This is a genomic window from Streptosporangium sp. NBC_01810, from assembly GCF_035917355.1.
Classification (GTDB): domain Bacteria; phylum Actinomycetota; class Actinomycetes; order Streptosporangiales; family Streptosporangiaceae; genus Streptosporangium.
In genome coordinates this window covers 2775786-2790628 of sequence record NZ_CP109070.1, presented here as the reverse complement: position 1 = coordinate 2790628, position 14843 = coordinate 2775786, and the positions used below count along the sequence as shown (strand labels likewise).

Annotated in this window: 16 protein-coding genes and 1 pseudogene; 1 reads left to right on the top strand and 16 read right to left on the bottom strand. The window is 68.7% G+C overall.

Annotated elements, in window-relative coordinates; translation table 11 throughout:
* Window positions 1–138 precede the first annotated feature (138 nt).
* From OIE13_RS12590 to OIE13_RS12580, 3 genes are all read right to left on the bottom strand, one after another.
* Window positions 139–408, bottom strand: a complete 270-nt coding sequence (locus tag OIE13_RS12590) for a hypothetical protein (protein WP_326637189.1) — start codon at window positions 406–408, stop codon at window positions 139–141.
* A 205-nt stretch (window positions 409–613) separates the two neighbouring features.
* Complete coding sequence (locus OIE13_RS12585) at window positions 614–868, bottom strand: Tn3 family transposase (protein ID WP_326830040.1); 255 nt, start codon at window positions 866–868, stop codon at window positions 614–616.
* Entirely contained in the window at window positions 865–2262 is a 1398-nt protein-coding gene (locus tag OIE13_RS12580; protein WP_326830039.1) for a DUF4158 domain-containing protein, read from the bottom strand. Before OIE13_RS12580 ends, OIE13_RS12585 begins: the two co-directional genes overlap by 4 nt.
* Before the next feature lie 200 nt (window positions 2263–2462).
* On the opposite strand from OIE13_RS12580, the gene OIE13_RS12575 reads away from it, so the two are divergent.
* A complete protein-coding gene (locus OIE13_RS12575; protein ID WP_442816051.1) occupies window positions 2463–3872 on the top strand; it encodes an IS256 family transposase in 1410 nt (469 codons plus the stop codon).
* Between the two features lie 204 nt (window positions 3873–4076).
* Here the strand turns inward: OIE13_RS12575 and rpmF are convergent, their stop codons facing one another.
* The 13 genes and pseudogenes from rpmF to OIE13_RS12510 form a co-directional block, all read right to left on the bottom strand.
* A complete protein-coding gene (gene rpmF / locus OIE13_RS12570) occupies window positions 4077–4241 on the bottom strand; it encodes a 50S ribosomal protein L32 (RefSeq protein WP_326639955.1) in 165 nt (54 codons plus the stop codon).
* Window positions 4242–4253: 12 nt separating this feature from the next.
* Window positions 4254–4553 (bottom strand): 30S ribosomal protein S14, encoded by a 300-nt coding sequence (rpsN, locus tag OIE13_RS12565; protein WP_326830038.1) that lies wholly within the window; start codon window positions 4551–4553, stop codon window positions 4254–4256.
* On the bottom strand, window positions 4553–4789 hold the full coding sequence (rpmB, locus tag OIE13_RS12560) for a 50S ribosomal protein L28 (protein WP_326639958.1): 237 nt from the start codon (window positions 4787–4789) through the stop codon (window positions 4553–4555). The genes rpsN and rpmB overlap by 1 nt, the downstream gene beginning before the upstream one ends.
* A gap of 27 nt (window positions 4790–4816) precedes the next feature.
* Window positions 4817–5062: a type B 50S ribosomal protein L31 gene (locus OIE13_RS12555; RefSeq protein WP_326639960.1), complete on the bottom strand. Its 246-nt coding sequence runs from the start codon at window positions 5060–5062 to the stop codon at window positions 4817–4819.
* 4 nt (window positions 5063–5066) lie between these two features.
* Window positions 5067–5207 (bottom strand): 50S ribosomal protein L33, encoded by a 141-nt coding sequence (gene rpmG / locus OIE13_RS12550; protein ID WP_326830037.1) that lies wholly within the window; start codon window positions 5205–5207, stop codon window positions 5067–5069.
* Window positions 5208–5414: 207 nt separating this feature from the next.
* Complete coding sequence (locus OIE13_RS12545) at window positions 5415–6212, bottom strand: TIGR03943 family putative permease subunit (protein ID WP_326639962.1); 798 nt, start codon at window positions 6210–6212, stop codon at window positions 5415–5417.
* A gap of 95 nt (window positions 6213–6307) precedes the next feature.
* Window positions 6308–6505: pseudogene (locus OIE13_RS12540) on the bottom strand (permease); the annotation flags it as partial.
* A 246-nt stretch (window positions 6506–6751) separates the two neighbouring features.
* Window positions 6752–8155, bottom strand: coding sequence for a salicylate synthase (locus OIE13_RS12535; protein WP_326639964.1), 1404 nt, complete (start codon window positions 8153–8155; stop codon window positions 6752–6754).
* Window positions 8156–8220: 65 nt separating this feature from the next.
* Window positions 8221–9990 carry an ABC transporter ATP-binding protein gene (locus tag OIE13_RS12530; protein WP_326830036.1) on the bottom strand — a complete coding sequence of 590 codons (1770 nt, stop codon included), beginning with the start codon at window positions 9988–9990 and terminating at the stop codon, window positions 8221–8223.
* Window positions 9987–11942 carry an ABC transporter ATP-binding protein gene (locus OIE13_RS12525; RefSeq protein ID WP_326830035.1) on the bottom strand — a complete coding sequence of 652 codons (1956 nt, stop codon included), beginning with the start codon at window positions 11940–11942 and terminating at the stop codon, window positions 9987–9989. The genes OIE13_RS12530 and OIE13_RS12525 overlap by 4 nt, the downstream gene beginning before the upstream one ends.
* Window positions 11939–12721: a class I SAM-dependent methyltransferase gene (locus OIE13_RS12520; protein ID WP_326830034.1), complete on the bottom strand. Its 783-nt coding sequence runs from the start codon at window positions 12719–12721 to the stop codon at window positions 11939–11941. The genes OIE13_RS12525 and OIE13_RS12520 overlap by 4 nt, the downstream gene beginning before the upstream one ends.
* Window positions 12703–13551: a thioesterase II family protein gene (locus OIE13_RS12515; protein WP_326639972.1), complete on the bottom strand. Its 849-nt coding sequence runs from the start codon at window positions 13549–13551 to the stop codon at window positions 12703–12705. Before OIE13_RS12515 ends, OIE13_RS12520 begins: the two co-directional genes overlap by 19 nt.
* A complete protein-coding gene (locus OIE13_RS12510; protein WP_326830033.1) occupies window positions 13548–14825 on the bottom strand; it encodes a cytochrome P450 in 1278 nt (425 codons plus the stop codon). Before OIE13_RS12510 ends, OIE13_RS12515 begins: the two co-directional genes overlap by 4 nt.
* Window positions 14826–14843: the final 18 nt, after the last annotated feature.

Genomic DNA, 14843 nt, shown 5'->3' with positions numbered 1-14843 from the left:
GTTGCATTCACCGCAACATTGTTGTGGTTGATGTGATCAAAAGACAAGGACACGGCAAGCTCTGAGTATGCGGAGCAGCCGTCGGAGACGGCGTTCAGCGGGGCGGCTGCCCGGGTGTAGGCCCCGAGCAGCCGCGTGCTACTTCTTCTTCGGGCGGACCGGCGTCTGCGCCAGCGCGCTGGCTGCGGCAGCCTTCTCCGCCTTGGTCGCATTCGGGTTCGCCAGCGTCTTGCCGGCGGCCGAAGCGGCCTTCGCGCCGGTCTGGCCGGTGCTCTTGGGAGCCTGCGACAGTGCGCTGGCCGCAGCGGACTTCTCCGCCTTGGTCGCATTCGCGCTGGTCAGGGCCTTAGCAGCGGCTGAAGCAGCCTTTGCGCCGGTCTGACGAGGATTCTTTGGAATGATCAACACCCCCCTCCGGGTCTAATTTGCATCGCGACCCGAAAGCTGATGTCATGCGTGATCTGACCCAGCGCATTGACATCAGTTCAGTGCCGCACCGAACGCCTGGCCCCTACAAGGCCAGGCGTTCGCCGTTCAGCCGCCAACTATCAGCGGCTGAGACGAACCTGGGCAATCCTCCGGTTCCGGCTGCGAAGCCAAAGGACAACCACGTTTAACCAGGCCGAGCCATCCCCCACAACGGACATTCAGCACGTTGTATCCGATGCAACTCGGCCCATTTCATCGCGTTCAGCCAGGTCATGCCGCGCTTGGAGCCGAAGTACTTGCGGTTGGGGCGGGCGAACGCGGCCGGGACCGGGACGACGAACCGCATCCCGTCGACCGCGGCGACCAGGCCCCCGCCCCACGCCTGGGCGAGCGGCAGGTTCGCCTGCATCTCCACCAGCGGCACGTTCGCCAAGCTCAAGGTCTCGGGCCGGAAGTAGTTCTGGTAGACGTGCGACAGCCGTGAGCGCTCCAGCGGCTCGACCGTCGGGGTTGGCGATCAGCCGTCCGCCGACCTCCTTGAGGGCGGCGTCCAAGGTCCGGGAGTGCTCGGCAAGCAGCGCGTCGGGGTCGTCGGGAAGGCTGAGCGCGATGAGCGCGTCGGGCCGGATCGCCTCCCACTGGACTCCTTCCAGCAGCTCGGCTTGAGGGTTGCGCCACTTGGTGGAGGCGTCGGCGTAGATCTCGCGGCGCTTCAAGGCGCGCCAGAACCGCTCCAGCACGCAGAAGGCGTAGGCGTGCCGGTTCACCGAGGCGTCCTCGCGGGCCGGGTGCCCGAACACCAGGCGCTGCCACGGGCCGGTCACCACACCTGCGTCGACCAGGCGGCCGGGGATCAGCGGCGCGGGCAGGCGGCTGCGGTAGCCCAGGACGGCCGGCAGCGCCTTCATCCTCCGTCGCCATCAGCAGGTCCAGCAGCTCCAGGGTGTCGTCGACTGACTTGCCCTCCAGGAACCGGACCGTGGCCAGCAGCGTCGCCAACCTGCGGCCGTCCGGATGCCGGCGCAAAGCCGAGGCGTCCGCCCGCATCCCATACTTCGCGAGCTCGCCCAACCGGCGCTGCGGCACCAGCGCTTCGGCGCCGAGCTCCGCAAGCTCCAAACCGCAGATCTCCGCCACCTGGTCCAGGGCCTTGATGATGGTCGGGCCGGACGCCCGCGGCGCCACCCCTTTGCGCCACCGCTCCAGATCCGACACCCGTGACCCGGGCGGCACTTCCAGCATCTGGTCCAGGACGTACCGCTGCCCGATCGTCAGCAGCCCTTCCAGCGCGCCCCACAGCCGCTTGGTCGTGTCCTCGCGGATCTTCGCCACCAGCCGCGCCAGAGTCGTCACGCCCGGCAGCAGCGCCTTCCGCTCCCGCAGCCACCCCACCCCGTCGGTGAAGATCGCCTTCGAGCCGTCCCCCGACGTCCACGACCTCGCCGCCACCCACGCGACGAACTCCGGCTCGACCGAGGCGAAGTCCTTCCACCCGTAGGCCTGCCGAATCTCCTGCTGATGATCGAACGGCGTCGGCCGCCGCTCGGTGTACCGCTTCACCTGCGACGGGTCCTCGACGCCGAGTTGCTCGGCCACGAACTCCAGCACCACCCCCGGCACATCCAGGGGATCCTCCAGGAACGTCCCGAGCCAACGCACCGTCACAAGTTGAAGGGCGAACCCAAGTTTCATGTGCTCACCGCGCCGCCGCCCGACCAGCGCCCGGTCCTCGTCATCGAGGAAGAACACCCGCTCCAGATCAGCCCGCGCCGGCGGCCCCGCGAACCGCCCGTACGCCGCCGCCTCATCATCGGTCAAGAACTCCACCGGCATACGCCGCAAAGTAGGACCGACCCACCGGTAACCAACGCAGAGCCACCGAACCGTTACCCGATCTACCTCCGCCCACATCGGAACGGCCAGTCACGCTAAGAGACGCCCACCAGGCTCCTTAACGTGACTGGCCGTTCCATTGCTGCTCAAGCCCCGTGACCTGTGGGGACACCCACTTCTTCGGGGGGAGAAGCACCGTCATGTCTGTGATCGAGGGTGTCGACGGCACAACGTCGACTACTGTGAGTAATCTTTCGTCTGCGGTATCTGAAGTGACCAGGCGTCCGATCCGTGAACTGATCGACGACCGCCAACTGGACGAACTCCTGGCCCGCTCCCGCGACGAGGCCGGAGGGTTACGGCTGACCGGCGAGAACAGCATGCTCGGCGACCTGGTCAAAGCGGTCCTGGAACGAGCGCTGGAGGCCGAGCTGACCGCGCATCTGGGCTACACCAGGCACGCGAGCGAGGGCTACAACTCCGGCAACTCCCGCAACGGAGCGATCAGGAAAACGGTACAGACCGCGGTCGGCCCGGTAAAACTGTCGGTGCCACGAGATCGGGCCGGAAGCTTCGAGCCGGTGCTGGTGCCCAAGCGCGCCGGCCGGGTCGCGGGCGGCCTGGACGACATGGTGATCAGCCTGTACGCGCACGGGATGAGCGTGCGTGACATCGTCCACCACCTGGAGCAGGTGTATGACACCCACCTGTCGGCCGAGACCGTCTCGCGGATCACCGAGCAGGTGATGGAGGAGGTCAAGGCCTGGCAGCGCCGGCCGCTCGACGCGGTCTACGCGGTGGTGTTCCTGGACGCGATCATGGTCAAGGTGCGCGACAACCACGTCGTGCAGAACAAGCCCGCCTACCTGGCCGTCGGCGTGGACACCGACGGCGACAAGCACGTCCTGGGCATCTGGACCGCCAAGACCGAACCGGGCGCCCGCGTCGCCGGGGAGGGCGCCGGTTTCTGGCGCGGCGTGGTCACCGATCTGCGTAACCGCGGCGTCGGCGACATCCTGATCGCCTGCTGCGACGGCCTGTCGGGGTTCGAGGACGCCATCTGCGCCACCTTCCCGCACACCACCGTGCAGACCTGCATCGTTCACCTCATCCGCAACAGCCTGCGGCTGGTGCCGCGCAAGGAACGCGCCGAGGTCGCGGCGGAGATGAAGAGGATCTACACCGCGCCGGACGCCGACGCGGCCCTTGAGGCCCTGGCCGCCTTCGCCGCCACCGCTCTTGGCACGAGATACCCGCAGGCGGTCAGGGTCTGGGAGAGCGCCTGGGAACAGGTGACGCCGTTTTTGGCCTTCACCCCGGCGGTGCGCAGGCTGCTCTACACCACCAACAGCATCGAGTCCCTCAACTACCAGCTGCGCAAAGTGATCAAGGCTCGGGGGCACTTCCCCGGTGACGACGCCGTCGTCAAGCTGCTCTGGCCGGCCATCGTCAACATCGAGGACAAACGCGCCCGCGAACGTGCCGCCCACCGCGGCCGGGACAGGCATCGCCCCGGTTACCCCGGGCGTCTCATCGAGGGGCAAAGGACTCACGGCTGGCGTGAAGCCCTCAACGAACTCGCTATCGCCTATCCAGGACGAATCGGGTAAAAAACGATCTCAACACCACAAGATCACCTTTACACACTTGAGGTTACAGGCCCAGGTGGTCCACCAGGGCCGAGCGCGCTTGGGGATACAGTCCGGAGACGATGACGACGGGGACGGACATGACAGCTCCTCTCGTAGTGCGGGGTTCACCGTGCGGGTTCGGGGTGCGGGTTCACGGTGGGGGTTCGGGGTGCGGGCCGGTTCTCAGGGAGTGAGGAGGCCGCGCCGGTAGGCGCGGACGAGTCGGCGCGGCACCAGCAGTTCGCGCCCGTCGATGGTGATCGGGACGAGGTCGGGTGCGGTGGCCTTCCACTGTGAGCGGCGGTGGCGGGTGTTGCTGCGGGAGGTCTTGCGTTTGGGGACTGCCATGTCGTGGTGCTCCTACCAGCTGGACTTGGTGACGCCGGGCAGTTCGCCGCGGTGGGCCAGTTCGCGGAAGCGGATCCGGGAGAGCCCGAACTTGCGCAGGTGTCCGCGGGGGCGGCCGTCGGTGCTGTCGCGGTTGCGCACGCGGGTGGCGCTGGCGTCGCGTGGCTGGCGGCTCAGCTCGCGGACGGCCTGGACTCGCTCGTCGGGGGAGCCGGTGCGGATGATCTCCTTGAGCTCGGCCCGGCGCTCCGCGTAGCGGATGACAACGCGTTTGCGTCGCTCGTTGGCTGCGATCTTGCTTTTCTTGGCCATCAGATGCGTTCTCCCCGGGCGCGGATGCGGGCCACGGCGGCCTCGATGCCGATCTTGTCGATGGTCTTGACGGCTCTGGCGCTGAGCGTCAGCCGTACGAAGCGACCCTCGGTGGGCAGCCAGTAGCGCCGTGGCTGGATGTTGGGATTCCAGCGGCGGCGGGTGCGCCGGTGGGAGTGGGAGACGTTGTTGCCGAACACCGGCTTGAGGCCGGTGAGCTGGCAGTGGGCGGACATGCGGTTTCCTTCCCGAAGGGGGCGGGGTCAGGTCTTGCCGTAGCGCTGGTTGAACCGCTCGACCCGGCCCGCGGTGTCGAGGACGCGACTGCGGCCGGTGTAGAAGGGGTGGCTGGCCGAGGAGACGTCGACGTCGACGAGCGGGTAGGTGTTGCCGTCCTCCCACTCGATCGTCTTGCCGCTCGTGATGGTGGAGCGGGTCAGGAAGGCGAAGCCCGCGCTCGGGTCGCGGAACACAACAGGGTGGTAGTCGGGGTGGATGTCTTTTTTCATCGCTTCAGCGGTCCTCTCGGAACAGCACGTGCTGGCGGATGACCGGGTCGTATTTGCGCAGGGTGAGCCGGTCGGGGTCATTGCGGAGGTTCTTGCGGGTCACGTAGGTGTAGCCGGTGCCCGCAGTAGATCGCAGCTTGATCACCGGTCGTTGGTCGGCCCGGGTGGCGTCGTTCCACGTCCGACCGGATCGCCGCTGACCTGGTCGACCGGGCTTTTTCCCGGACCGGCCCGAATCAGCGGTGGATCACCGGCATCTGTGGATGGTCCGCCAAGACCTGATGACGTCGTATTGCCTGGTGGCCGACCATGCTCGGGAAGGGGAACCTGAGCTTGTACATGCTTTTTGGCGTTACTCGTACTGCTCGTCGGGGGGTTCGATCCTGGTGAGGCTCTTGCCGGTGAGCTGGGGGTAGATGACGCCGGTGGTCATCTTGCCGAAGGTCTGCGGGATCCAGGTGCCGGTGACCTCGACCCAGGTGTCGGCGGGCGGCGCCTGCAGTCCTTTGACCGCGACCTTCAGGGGGAACGCGTCCGCGGCGCAGCAGGCGATCTGCATGCGGGTGACGTACCATTGCCCCTTCTTCTTCGCGGGGGAGACGAAGCCGGTCAGTTTGACCTCGCGGTCGGTGAGGGACTTCTTGTCGTCGTCCCAGGCACGGCCGATGAAATCGCCGATGGTCATCTCCACAGCGCCGGTGCCGGTGAGCGGGGTGAAGGAGCTCAGGGTCTGGTCGCGGGGCGGTGGGGTGTCGTCGCGGGAGGCGGCGAACGAGCCCAGCGCGGGCGGCGCGATCAGGAAGATCGCGAACACCGGCAGGCACAGCAGCCACGCGACCCGGGGGCCGCCGTGCGCGTGGTCGTGCCCGTCACCGTCGGACCGGTCGCGATCATGCGAGCGGTCGTCGGCGGGTAAGTGATCATGGCTGTCTGAATGGTCACGTGGTTCGTCTTGGGCTGGGTTCTCCTTCGTCCGGGACGCCTGGAGCAGCCCGATGACCCCAAGGCCCACCAGCACTACCCCGGCGCCGATCAGGAATGGCCGGAAGCCGGGTTTGACGTAGTTGAGGTAGGTCGTGGAGAACGCCGAGATCCGCAGCACGGCGCAGCCCAGCAGGGTCAGGAGGAGGTTCTGGGTCACACGGTTCATCGGGGGGGCGCGGATTCCTTCCATCGTGCCGGGGCCCGAGGCCGAGCCGTGGCGTGCCTGGGGGCGCGGGGCGAGGGGGCGGTGAGGTGTGGAGCCTATAGCAGCAACCACCCGAAGAGGGTGCTCACCAGGACGGCGAGGGCGAAGGTCAGCGGGACGAACCTGGCTGTGAAAGCGCCGCCGAATGTGCCGGCCTGCAGCGCGATCAGTTTCAGGTCGACCATCGGCCCGACCACCAGGAAGGCCAGCTTCGCGGTGGGGGAGAACGCGGTCATCGAGGCCGCCACGAACGCGGTCGACTAAAGACCGAATCTCAACAGGCAAAACAGGGCTGTCCCGGCGCATCGCCGGGACGTAGCAGTGCAGGTGGCCGGCGCCCTCCAGCCAGGCCATCGAAGACGCTACGAGCCGGTTGGATGAGGAGGTGTCGGCGGACTCCACAACCACGCGAACGCATCGGGCCGGGGCCGTGCCGGAGAGGATTCGGGGGCGTAGGAGTTGAACGAGTAAGTCCGATGCCCGAGGAACGTGCGGCTCCTTCACGTGTGATGGAACCGCAGGTGCGGGACGACGCTTCGTAGCTTTTCGCAGGTCTCCTCGTATTCGCGTTCCGGGGTGGATTGGCTCATGATGCCTGCCCCGGCACGGAGCCAGGTGCGGTTACCATGCGCGAACAGCGTGCGCAGGACCAGTGCCGCGTCCAGTGAGCCGTCGGTTCCCGCTCGGAACACCGCCCCGCCGTAGAGTCCTCGGGGTTCGGGTTCGTGGCGGTTCAGGGCCGCGAGGGCGGCGCTCTTTGGTACGCCGGTGACGGTGACCGCCGGGAAAAGTGCCGCGAACGCCGACCAGGGGCCGAGATCCTCACGCAACTGCCCGGCGATCCGGGAGGCGAGATGCTGTACCGAGCCACGTGCTTTGACCGTCATGAACTCCTCGATCAGCACCGAGCCGGGCCGGCAGATCGTTTCCATTTCCTCAGCGGCCAGTCGTACCGAGATCGCGTGCTCGTGCACCTCCTTCGGGTCGGTGCGGAGTTCCTCGCGCAGGCGGTCGTTCTCGGCGAGGTCGGGTCCCAGGGCTCGGGTGCCCGCGAGTGGCTGGGTGCGGATTCGGCCGTTCGCCTCCACCTCGACGATGGTCTCCGGGCTGAAGCCGGCGGCTCGCCGGCCGCCGAGGTTCAGCAGGAAGGAACGCGCGGGGGTGTTGGCTCGGCGCCCGGCGAGGTAGGAGGCGGCGAAGTCGGGCTCGTTTCCTTCGGGCAGTACGACGATCCGAGACAGAACGGCTTTTTCCAGGAGGCCCGCGTGGATGTCGGCGACGCTGCGGGCGACGGCGTGGCGGTATGCGGACGCGTCGGAGGCGATGAGGCGTTCGGCTTCCGTTGCGGCCGGTGTGGTCATCGTCGCATCGGCCGGAACGGGATCGTCCGGGTTTTGGAGCAGGGCCGTGACCTTCGCGGCCCAGGCTTCGTCGACGGCTCGTAGTTCGGCCTTCCCTGGGCTGAGGGCTACCTCCACGCAGGGAACCAGGAACGACAGGAGTGGTTGCGTTCCTGCGGCGGTGGGATCACCGTGCAGCAGGTGGGCGAGTTCGAAGGTGGCCCATCCGTACAGGTAACGGGTTCCGTCAGCGCGGTTCCCGAGTGCTGTGAGTGCTTCGGCGATTCTGTCCAGTGGTCGGCCTTCGGTGGCCGCGGTCCACGTGTGTCCGTCGGCGCGGGCGACGACCTCGGTCGCGTCTGCGGTGAGCGTGACGGCGGAGCCTGCCACGAAGTACCAGACCCCGGCGTGCTCGTAGACGGCGTACTGCTCGTCGAGGCCGGCCCTGGTGAGGTGCACGGCCGTGCGGGCCGGTTTGTCCGGGGTGTGAAGCAGGGCTGTGCATTTGAGGGCGGGTACGGCCCGCGCCCAGTCCGCCCATGGTTCGGATTGCCTGGCGGTCATCGTTGTGCTCCTTGCCGTGCGGTGTTCTCGTGCTTCGGTGGACGTGCCGGTCGGGGCCGCTGCGGTCACGGGGCCACTTCCAGCCGCCAGCCGTCCGCGTTGGTGCGCTGTCGCCAGAAGTCGGCGTAGGTGCCGTCGGCGGTGGTGAGTTGAGCGTGCGTGCCGCGTTCGGTGATCCGCCCGTTCTCCATGACGAGGACCTGGTCGGCGGCCAGTACGGTACTGAGGCGGTGGGTGATGACGAGCAGTGTTTTCTCGGTGGCCAGGGCTTGGACCGTGGACGTCAGCACGGCCTCGTTCTCCTGGTCGAGCGCGGCGGTCGCCTCGTCCAGGATGAGAATCGGCGCGTCCTTGAGCAGGGCGCGGGCGATGGAGACACGCTGACGCTGTCCGCCGGACAGGGCGGTACCGCCCTCGCCGACCCGGGTGGCCCAGCCGTCGGGCATTTCCTCCACCACCCGGTCCAGCCCGGCCATGACCGCGGCGCGGCGCAGTTTCTCCTCGCTGGCGTCTGGATCACCGACGCGGACGTTGTCCTCGATCGTGCCCTCGAAGAGGTAGACGTCCTGGAAGACGATCGAGACGGTCGCGGCCAGGTCCTCGGAGGTGATGTCGCGGACATCGACTCCCCCGATGCGGACCGTGCCGCCGGTGGTGTCCCAGAAGCGGGCCAGCAGTCGGGCGACGGTGGTCTTGCCGGCGCCGGAGTGCCCAATGAGAGCGGTCATGCTGCGCTCGGGGATGCGAAAGCTCACATCGGAGAGCAACTCGGCTTCTGGATCGGTGAGAGAGGTGGAGCCGCCCATGGTGTCGTGCCGGTAGCCGAAGCGGACCGCGTCGAACTCCACGTCGGCTCCATCCGGCAGCCGGGGCTCGGCCGGTTGCGGGAACGGTTGCCGGCCGAGTACGGCGTCCAGCCGTTCCAGGCTGTTGCGGGCGATCCGCATCCCGGCGCCCAGGTCGGCCGCGCTGGACAGGCTGTCGGTGAGTCGGCCGACGAGCACCAGCAGGGCCAGCAGGGTCGCCACGTCCAGGGAGCCGCCCAGAGTCCAGGAGACTCCCAAAGCCAGCAGGAGGGCGAAGACCGTACGGGTGGCGAAGGCGAAGGAGACCAGACCCGGTACGCCGCGGTGAATCAGTCGGCGGTCGGCACGCGACTCCGCCGCCAGGGCGTCGTCGAGTGCCCCGTAGCCGTCGACGGTCCGGCCGAAGGCGCGCAGTATCGGCTGGTTCTGCGCGAACTCCAGGACACGGTCGGCTGATTCGCCGATCGCTGTGTCGCGTCCCCGATCCAGCCTGCTCATCACGGAGGTGCTCCACAGGTGTACCGCCAGTAGCAACGGTGCGCACAGCAGCAGCACGAGCGCGACCCGGCCGTCGAGGAAGAAGGTAGCGGCCACGATGGTGAGTGGGGTGAGGACCGAACTGGTCAGCGGACGCAGCAGGTGCGCCGGCATGTTCATCACCTGGATGATGTTCTGGCCGGCCAGGCGGCTGAGTTCGGCGGCACGCCCGGGGGTGAACCAGCCGATGGGCAGGTCGAGGGCGCGGTCGGCGAGTCGCCGGTGCAGCACCCGCGAGAGTCGGGAGCCGACGGTGAAGCCGCTGCTCAGAGCGACGGCTTGGAGGGCGGCGTAGGCCAGTGAGCAGACCGTCAGGACGGTGAGCCACGGCCACACCTCGCCCGGGTTCTCACCGAGCAGGGCACGCAGCACCGGCACCAGCAGGGTGAAGGCGAGGCCCTGGAGGATGGCGGCGCTCGCCAGCACGACGAGGAGACGGTTCAGGAAACCGGATCCCTCGGGTCCAAGGACACGGTAGAGATGACGGATCATCGCGGGGTTCTCCCTGGGGAGGCGTCGAGGTTGCCGCGGACGGTTAGTGCCGTGGGGGCCAGGGCGGCTGATGTGGTGGAGGTGGGTGCTGTTTCGTCGCCGGCCTGTGCCGCCTCCTGGGCTCTCCACAGCTGGGCGTAGCGGCCTTCGGCGGCCAGCAGGTCCGAGTGGCGGCCTTGTTCGACGATCTGCCCGCCGTCGAGCACCACGATCTGGTCGGCGTGGCGGACGGTCGCCAGCCGGTGGGTGATGACGAGCAGCGTGCGACCGGCGGCCAGGGTGGACAGCGCGTTCTGGATCAGCGCTTCGGAGTAGGGGTCGGCATAGGCGGTGGCCTCGTCCAGGACGAGGACGGGGGCGTCGGCGAGTAGGGCGCGGGCGATGGACAGGCGTTGTTGTTCGCCACCGGAGAAGGAGACGCCGGTGGTGACCTCGGTGGCGTAGCCGGCGGGCAGTTCGGTGATCGGGTCATGGATCTGGGCGGCGCGGGCGGCCTGTTCGACCTGGTCGTCGTCGGCGGAGGGGCGGCCGAGGCGGATGTTGTCGGCGACGGAGGCCCGTAGCAGTCGCACGTCCTGCAGGACGAAGCCGACGTGGCGGTAGAGGTCGGCGGCGGGTATGTCGCGGACGTCGGCACCACCGATGGTGATGGCGCCTGCCGTGACGTCGTGGAAACGCAGAAGCAGTGAGGCGAGGGTGGATTTACCCGATCCGGAGGGGCCGACGAGCGCGGTGACGGTGCCGGGTTTCAGGTCGAGGTCGATGCTGCTCAGGGCGTCGGTGCGGCCGTCGTAGGAGAAGGACACCTTGCGCATCGAGATGCGGGAGTCCTGGGGGATGGCGGGTGTTGTGCTCTGTGGCAGGACCGGGGTGTCGAGCAGGGCGGAGATGCGGGTGGCGGCGGCCTGGCCGGCCCGGATCTGCTGGATCCGGGGGCCGACCACGCCCATGGGGGCGGCGACGGCCGGTCCGAGCAGGATGAACGGTATGAGGTCGGCGGCGGTCGTCCATCCGCCGGTGACGAACACGGCTCCCACCAGGGCCAGCAGGAGCAGGATGACGGCCGGGGAGACGACGAGCAGGGCCGCGGTGGAGGTGACCAGCGTGGTGCGGACCCAGGAGGTGAAGAAGTCGGAGAAGCCGTCGGTGGCGGTCAGGAAGCGTTCGTGGACCTTACGGCTTCGGCCGAAGGTCTTCAAAACGGCGATGCCGTTGGAGAACTCCACGGCGGCTGAGGAGATCTGGCCCAGGGCCGCCCCGTACTCGGCCATCTGCGCCGCCGCTCCGGCCATGGCCCGGCTGAACAGGTAGGCGCCGAGGGTCAGGGGTAGCACGCTGAGCAGCGCGAGCCGCCAGTCGAGGGTGAACAGGTAGACCAGCGCGAGAAGCGGGGCGGTGAGGACGGCGGTGACGTCAAGGAGGGTGTGGGCGACGAGCGTGTGCAGAGCGTGCACGTCGTCCTGTACGGCGCGTTTGATCTCCCCCGCGCCCCTGGAGGTGATCCATCCCAGCGGCAGGCGGCCGGTGTGCTCGGCCAGTCGGCGGCGCAGCGCGAGTTGCAGGTCGTTGTCGGCGAGATGGCTGACCACCCCGGCGGCGGATCCGAGGAGCAGGGCCGCGAGGCCGGACAGGCACGCGAGGGTGACCAATGGCCAGAGGTCCTCGCCGAGGGGAGGGGAGCCGTTGGTGAGGTGGACGGCGATCCGGGCGACGGCGATGAAGGGGATGACTCCGGCCAGCGCGCCGGCGGCCTGCAGGGCGACGGCCAGGGCGAGGCGGCCCCGGACCTGGCGCAGGATGCCGCGCAACGGTGGCACTTTCGGGGCGTCCGACGGGGCCGGGCCCGGGGAGGCGCCGGGTGTGTCGGGAGCGCCGGAGGCGTCGGGGACGCTGTGTAGACCGGGCGCGCCGGGCTGCTGCGGGCCTCGGTGGCGTGAGGTGGGTTGGGTCATTTGACGAGGACTCCGATTTCGGGGATGGCCTGGCCGCCGGCCTCGGTGATGCGGCGGCTTGTCATTCCCGCCTCGCGGGCGAGCCGGGCGACGTCGAAGGTGTGCCAGTCATAACTGTCGGTGACCTCGCGAACGGTGCGACCATCTCGCAGGACCTTCCAGGTGGTGGTGAATCGCATGGCGTCGTCCTGGGCGGGCTCGCCGCCGATCCACCACTCATAGGTCTGGCGGCCGATGGTCTCTCGCAGGGACATCACCGGTGGGATGACGCGTGGAGCGGAGACCCCCATTAACTCGACGACGATGAGACCGCCGTCGGGTAGCCGGTCGCGGAGCCTGCGCCACAGGGCGCCGCGTTCGGTGGTGGTGAGATGTCCGGCCACGCCGAAGATCACTACCGCGGAGAGCCGTTCGGGGAGTTGGAGGTCCTGCGCCGAGCCGTCGACGACGGTGACGCGGCGGCGCAGGTCCGCCTCCCGGGCGATTCGAGAGGTGAGGACGGCCCGCATGGTGGCGGAGGGCTCGGCGGCGATGATCTCCGCTTGTGGCAGCGCGGCCGCGATGACCTCGGTGATCCGGCCGGTGCCAGCGCCGATTTCCAGGACGGGGCCGTAGGAGACGTCGACGTGGGCCAGTACACGGGTGAGCGGTGGTCCGCTGCTGGCGGTGTGGCGGGTGGCGACCATCTCGTAGAACTCGGCCGAGGGTGAGTAGTAGTCGATCATGGGGTTCTCCTGGTTGTGCGGACGCGGCCGGGTGGTCAGGGGGTGCTGGGCCACCGGTGAGCGCCCATGGCCAGCGACGGATCCAGGCGGCGAAGTATCGCCGTGACGACCTCCTGGCGTCGTGGAGCGAGGTAGAAGTGGTCGCCGGGGAAGGTGTGGACCTCGGTGCGGGCAGTGGTGAGATCCGCCCATCCGCCGGCGCGGTCGCGACCGCTCTGCGGGGTCAGCTCCGGATCGGTCTCGCCGGTGAACACCTCGATCGGACAGCGCAGCGGGGGCAGGGGGATCGGGCGGTAGGTTTCGATGAGGCGGTAGTCGTTGCGCACGTAGCCGAGTACCACCGGGCGCAGATCGGGATCGGCCAGCACTTCGTCGCTGGTGCCGCCGAGCCGTTGCAGTTCCCGGCACAGGAGGTCGTCGCTTTGCCGGTGGACCTCGCCGACGGTGGCGGTGCCCGGGGCCTCGCGGCCGGACACGAACAGCCGTCGCGGGCCGAGCGTCTCGCGGCGCCGTAGGTCGCGGGCCACCTCCCAGGCGACGGCCGAGCCCATGCTGTGACCGAACAGGGCGTAGGGGCGGTCGAGTAACGGCACCAAGGCGTCGGTGACGGCCGTGACCAGCTCGTCCATCCGGTCCACCAGGGGATCTTCGAAGCGGTCCTCCCTGCCCGGGTACTGGATGCCCCACAGCTCGACCTCCGGCGGCAGCAGGGCCGCCCAGGGGCGGTAGAAACTGGCGCCGCCACCGGCGTGCGGGAGGCAGATCAGCCGTAGCCGGGCCGCCGGCCGCGGGCTCCAGCACCGGATCCACGGGCCGAAACGCCGCGGCGCCGGGTGGGGTTTGGTGCCTGTCCACGGGGCGGGCACGCCGGGATGGGCACTCACCACGTCACCGGCAGCCGCTCGATGCCGAAGGTGGCGGAGTCGTGTTTGAAGTCGATCTCCTCGTCCGAGGCTGCCAGGCGCAGCGTGGGCACGCGGCGGATCAGTGTCTCCAGGGCCACCTCAAGCTCCAGCCGGGCCAGGTGCTGGCCGATGCACTGGTGGACGCCGTAGCCGAAGGCGACGTGGTGGTTGTCCGGGCGTTGGAAGTCGACCCGGTCGGGGTCGGGGAACTGCTCGGGGTCGTGGTTGGCGCCGGCCAGCAGAGCGATGACGCCGTCGTCGGCGGGTATCACCGTGCCGGAGATCTCGATGTCCTGGGCGGCGACCCGCAGCGGGATGGAGTCGGCGATCGACATCACCCGCAGGAACTCGTCGACGGCGGCCGGCATCAGGGAGGGGTCGGCTCGCAGTTCCTCCATCAGATTCGGCCGCTGGAGAAGCAGCAGGGTGCTCAGGGCGATCATGTTCGTGCTGGTCTCGCGTCCGGCGTTGATGGTGATGCCCACGGTGGACAGCAGTTCGGGCAGGGTGACGTTGCCGGTCTGCAGGTGGTTGACGACGAGTTTGGAGAGCAGGTCGTTGCCCGGTTGCTCCTGCCGCTGGGCCACCAGGTCGGAGATCAGGGCGAACAGTCCGCCCAGTGCCTCGGCGACCTGTTCGGCGGTGCTGTGGCGGGAGCCGGAGATGCGGGTGACGTCGCGGAAGAACTCCAGGTTTTCTGCGGGGATGCCCAGCAGTTCGCAGATCACGGAGGTGGAGACGGCGTTGGCGTAGAGGGGGATGAAGTCGACGGGTGCTTCGGTCGCGAGTATGGAGTCCAGGAGGCCGTCCACGATGGTCTGCACGGCGGGCCGCATGGCACGGATCCGGCGGACGGTGAACTCCGGCAGCAGCATCCGGCGGTAGCGGGTGTGCTCGGGGGCGTCGGTGCGGATGAAGGGGCGCAGCCGGGCCCCGATCTCCTGCTCGCCCTCGCCGAGGGCGGGGAAGTTGGGGCGGCGGATGTCGGCGCTGATCCGCGGGTCGGCGAGCAGTTCGCGGACGTCCTCGTAGCGGGAGACCACCCAGGCCTCTCGTCCGGTGGGCAGGGTGACCCGGGCGACGGGTTCGAGGGTGCGCAGGCGGGTGTACTCCTCGGGTGCGGAGAAGGGGCAGCCCCGGCGGATGGGGAAGTTCTGCGGGCGGGGGGCGTCCAGCGCGGGGATGGAGGCGGCCTCGCCCGTAGCAGACGCGGGTGCGGAGGAGGGCACGCTGGAAGGTGTGGGCGGGTTCATCGGTCATCTTTCGTCGTT